Source organism: Archangium sp. (assembly GCF_036389735.1).
Lineage (GTDB): Bacteria > Myxococcota > Myxococcia > Myxococcales > Myxococcaceae > Archangium.
Genome location: NZ_DASVWK010000123.1, coordinates 1 through 3862 on the forward strand (window position 1 = coordinate 1; position 3862 = coordinate 3862).

Genomic DNA, 3862 nt, shown 5'->3' on the forward strand with positions numbered 1-3862 from the left:
TTCAGGGCAGCCCCACGAGTCCATCGGCCCCGCCACTTTGGGGCAGCGGTCCACCGTGTCGGGGACTCCGTCCTTGTCGCCGTCGGGACAGGAGAAGGTTTCATGGGTGATGGTGCGGACCTCCGCGGCGGCGACAGCCTCGTGTGAGCGCTCGCGGCCGGCTCCGATCTCCAGGCTGACGCCCACGCTCAAGAGCTTGGCGTCATGGTTGTCGTAGCCGGCGCGGTTGGGCTGGAGGATGTGGAGGTAGCGCACGAACGGGCCGACCCAGAACGTCCGTGTCTCGCCGACGGGCAGGGAGAGGCCCGCGGCGACGGCGAAGCCAGGCCGGTTGAGCACGCCGGTGCGGACGTAGAGGGCGTCAACCTCCGCCCAGGGCGAGATGGCGTAGAACCCCTTGGAGCCGCCGGGGGCGTCATGGGGCCGCTTGAGGCGCGCCCCTCCGCCGAACGTCCACGCCACCCCGGGCTCCGTCAGCTCCGCCTCCGCAGGCAGCTGCAGCAGGGTCACGCTGGGTCCAATGTCCAGATACCTGTTCAGGCCGAAGAGTGCCTTCAGGGAGAGGCTGCCTCCGACGTCGTAGAGCCGTGACTGGGGGGCGGTCAGCGGCACCGCCACGCCGGGCTCGAGCTTCAAGCCGAAGTCAGCGGCCGGCGCCGGCAGCGGGACTGCCAGCAAGGCGAGGGTGATGGAAGTGGCGAGAATCGAACTGCTTCTAGCCGTTTTCGAAACAACCGCGATGTGAGGCATTGCGTGACTCCGATGTTCTTTCAAAGCGATGAGCAAGCGTTCTCCGTCACGATGAAAACGAGGAGGCTCGCGGAGAGCGTGAATGGTGAGAGCTTGTGATTGCCAGGACCCTGGCAATCACAAGCTCAACCGTCGCGATCCGTTTCTGGGAGTGTGTCAGAACCTAAGCACTGTTCCCTGGTTGTCAAGTCAACAACCATCGAGTTCTCATCCGTGACATCAAAAAAAGTCGCGGGTGGAGGCCTTCGCCCGAGAGCGGTTACTTGAATACCGGGCCGCATTTGCACCGGAAATCTTCCTCTAACACGGTCGGCGCAGGAAAGATATCCCCCGCCTCTGGTGTTTAGAGTTGCATTGCCATTTCCTTGAGCTTGGGGGTTTCATATTTGACAACGCACCGCCGACACTTAGGTTGAGACTTCACCAAATGAGAGGGAATACATGTCTCGTCAGAGCATGGCAGTGTTGGGATTCGTGTTGGCGTTGGCCTCCGCGGGGACGGCGACCGCCGATGAGGAGCCCCGGCGAGGACGTGTGAATGTGTTTCTGCGCGGAGGGGCCGGTAACTACACGGGAGATCTCGGCGAAAGCTTCAACGTGGGCCCTACGTGGGGTTTGACGTTGGACCTGCAGCCCCTGCGCTTCGTCGGCTTTGAGCTAGGCTATGAAGGCTCCAGGAACACCGCCAAGACCGCGCTGCTCGACATTTCCCTCACGCGCCATGGAGGCAGTGGCCTTGTCAAGGTGTTGCTGCCCTTGTTCAACGCCATCAAGCCCTTCGTGGGCGTCGGCCTGGGCATCTCGAACATCAGCATCGGAGGGGATCTCGGAGGGGCGTTCGAGTCGGACGTGGTGGCGGAGCTCCCGCTGGCAGTGGGCTTCGAGGTCAACTCCGGCGTGCTCACCGCAGGCGCTCGGGCCACCTACCGGTTGCTGCTGGACGAGAACCTCGGCAGGCAAGTGGACGACCCCCAGGGCGGCTTCTTCGACGTCGCGCTAACCCTTGGGGTCCGCTTCTAGCGACAGGCTCTTCCCGCTCTTCAATCCCTGTCCGTCCCCATCCCTTCGCCCAAGACAATCTCAGGGGGTACACCGTGTCGTTTGAATCATTCGTCGTGTGGATCGTGAGCGGCCTGATTGCTGGATGGCTGGCTTCTGCGGCCGTGGGAGGCGGCTACGGGCTCATCGGGGACATCATCGTGGGCGTGGTGGGCTCGTTCATCGGAGGCTTTGTCTTCCGGACCCTGGGTGTGGGTACGCCCTTCTCAGGAATTGCCGGAACCATCTTCGTCGCCTTCATCGGGGCCATCGTTTTACTGCTCTTGCTGCGCCTCATCCGCTCGGGCACCGGCAAACGCGCCTGAAGCGCCAGTTTCCGTTTGACGTAAGTAATTGCTGTGTTACCTTGATCGTAGACTCCTCCCTGGCGAGACTCGCTCTGGGCAAGGGACCTGCCCCAACAAACAACCCTGGACTGGAAGCTCTTTGCTTCGTCTGGGGTCATCCCGGAGTATCCGTGCAATCATTTACTGCAAGTCCCCGCCACCCGTCTGCCCGCGGCAATCTCGCGGCCCGGCTCGGAACCACCCTGTTGACGCTCTTGAGCCTCCATGCCGGGGCCGCGGCCGCGAAGGGACCTGCTCCGGTGCCGCTGGGGACGACGGGCACCTTGGCGATTCTGGCAAAGACTGGCGTCTCTACGGTGCCTCCTTCCTCGGTGACGGGAAACGTGGGCGTCAGTCCTGCCGCAGCCACCTACCTCACCGGCTTCTCGCTGGTCGCGGACCCCACGAACGTCTTCGCGACCTCCCCCCAGATTGTCGGCAAGGCGTACGCCTCCAACTACGCGGTGCCGACTCCCTCCAACCTGACCACGGCGGTCAGCAACATGGAGAGCGCCTACACCAACGCGGCCGGCCGCCCGACGCCCAACTTCCTCAACCTGGGCACCGGCAACATCGGCGGGAAGACCCTCGTACCGGGGCTCTACAAGTGGGCGGGCACGGTGACCATCCCGGCGGACGTGACCCTCTCGGGAGGCCCGACCGACGTGTGGATTTTGCAGGTGGCGGGCGACCTGTCCATGAGCGCGTCCAAGCGCATCACCCTGCTCGGCGGTGCGCTGGCGAAGAACGTGTTCTGGCAGGTGGCTGGCCGGACGACGCTTGGGACCGGCGCGCACTTCGAGGGGGTCCTGCTCTGCAAGACCGACGTCACGCTGCAGACGGGCGCGACGATGAATGGCCGGATTCTGTCGCAGACGAATGTGGCCCTGCAGCAGGCCACGGTGACCCAGCCCGCCAATTAACACTACTGCGTCAGAGCTGGGCAGGCAGTGAAGCAGATACCTGCCAGCTCACCTGGTTTCAGAAGTAGCGCGAGCGTTTCTACCGGAGCAGTCAGGCGGGGGCTCCTCGGTCGCTTGGTGTCAGAAGTCGACTCGTGTGTATTACTTGGGCGGACTCCGCGTATGGAACCTCCAGCGAGTTTCGCGGGCAGGTCCGCTCCTTGGGACTGCACTATGCGGTGGGGGTAGAGCCGCAAACAACCAATTACCACGAAGCAACTCATCCGCCTCGTCATGCAGCGCTGGAGGACCGAGCGCGTCTACGAGGACTTGAAGGGAGAACTCGGGCTCGACCACTACGAGGGCCGTCGCTTTCCTGGTTGGCACCACCACGTCTCTGTCGCCCTTTGCTGCTACGCGTTCATCATCGCCGAACGCGTGCGGCATTTTCCCCCCTCGGCCCGAGGGATGTCACAAGCTCAGCCGCAGCCGCTCTCGGCCTGAACGCCATTTCCACGACAGCTTCATCACCACCCGGCTCGCCACCGCTCGGGTGATTGCCTCCTGGCTGCCCCGGTGCCCTACATGCCATCGGAGGTGCCAGACCTCGTCCCGTACGCCCCTGGCCTCCTGGCCCCCCACCCACCCGGCGCCGTGGGCGTGTTCTCTCGACGAGCCGCTCAGCGGTTGTCGCCGATGACGCCGAAGCAGTCGTCGAGGCAGCTCTTGAACGTCTCGGAGCACACGCGCTCCGAGACGCACTCGGCACACTCCTTCGTCTTGTCGGCGTAGTCCTCGTCGTCGTCGGCCTTCTCGTTGCACGTG

General features: G+C 63.9%; 3 protein-coding genes and 3 pseudogenes. 5 read left to right on the forward strand and 1 reads right to left on the reverse strand.

Annotated elements, in window-relative coordinates; genetic code table 11:
* Nucleotides 1–636: pseudogene (locus tag VF794_RS04755) on the reverse strand (OmpA family protein); the annotation flags it as partial.
* Nucleotides 637–1191: 555 nt separating this feature from the next.
* Between VF794_RS04755 and VF794_RS04760 the strand changes: the two are divergent.
* The 5 genes and pseudogenes from VF794_RS04760 to VF794_RS41855 all read left to right on the forward strand — a co-directional run.
* The gene (locus tag VF794_RS04760; RefSeq protein WP_331107985.1) at nt 1192–1770 is read left to right on the forward strand and encodes a hypothetical protein; all 579 of its coding nucleotides are present in this window, start codon (nt 1192–1194) and stop codon (nt 1768–1770) included.
* 104 nt (nt 1771–1874) lie between these two features.
* Nucleotides 1875–2114 (forward strand): GlsB/YeaQ/YmgE family stress response membrane protein, encoded by a 240-nt coding sequence (locus tag VF794_RS04765; RefSeq protein WP_331107986.1) that lies wholly within the window; start codon nt 1875–1877, stop codon nt 2112–2114.
* A gap of 281 nt (nt 2115–2395) precedes the next feature.
* On the forward strand, nt 2396–3058 hold the full coding sequence (locus tag VF794_RS04770) for an ice-binding family protein (protein WP_331107987.1): 663 nt from the start codon (nt 2396–2398) through the stop codon (nt 3056–3058).
* A gap of 134 nt (nt 3059–3192) precedes the next feature.
* A pseudogene (locus VF794_RS41850) lies at nt 3193–3327 on the forward strand (transposase); the annotation flags it as partial.
* Nucleotides 3305–3541, forward strand: a pseudogene (locus VF794_RS41855) (IS701 family transposase); the annotation flags it as partial. The pseudogenes VF794_RS41850 and VF794_RS41855, both read left to right, overlap by 23 nt.
* Nucleotides 3542–3862: the final 321 nt, after the last annotated feature.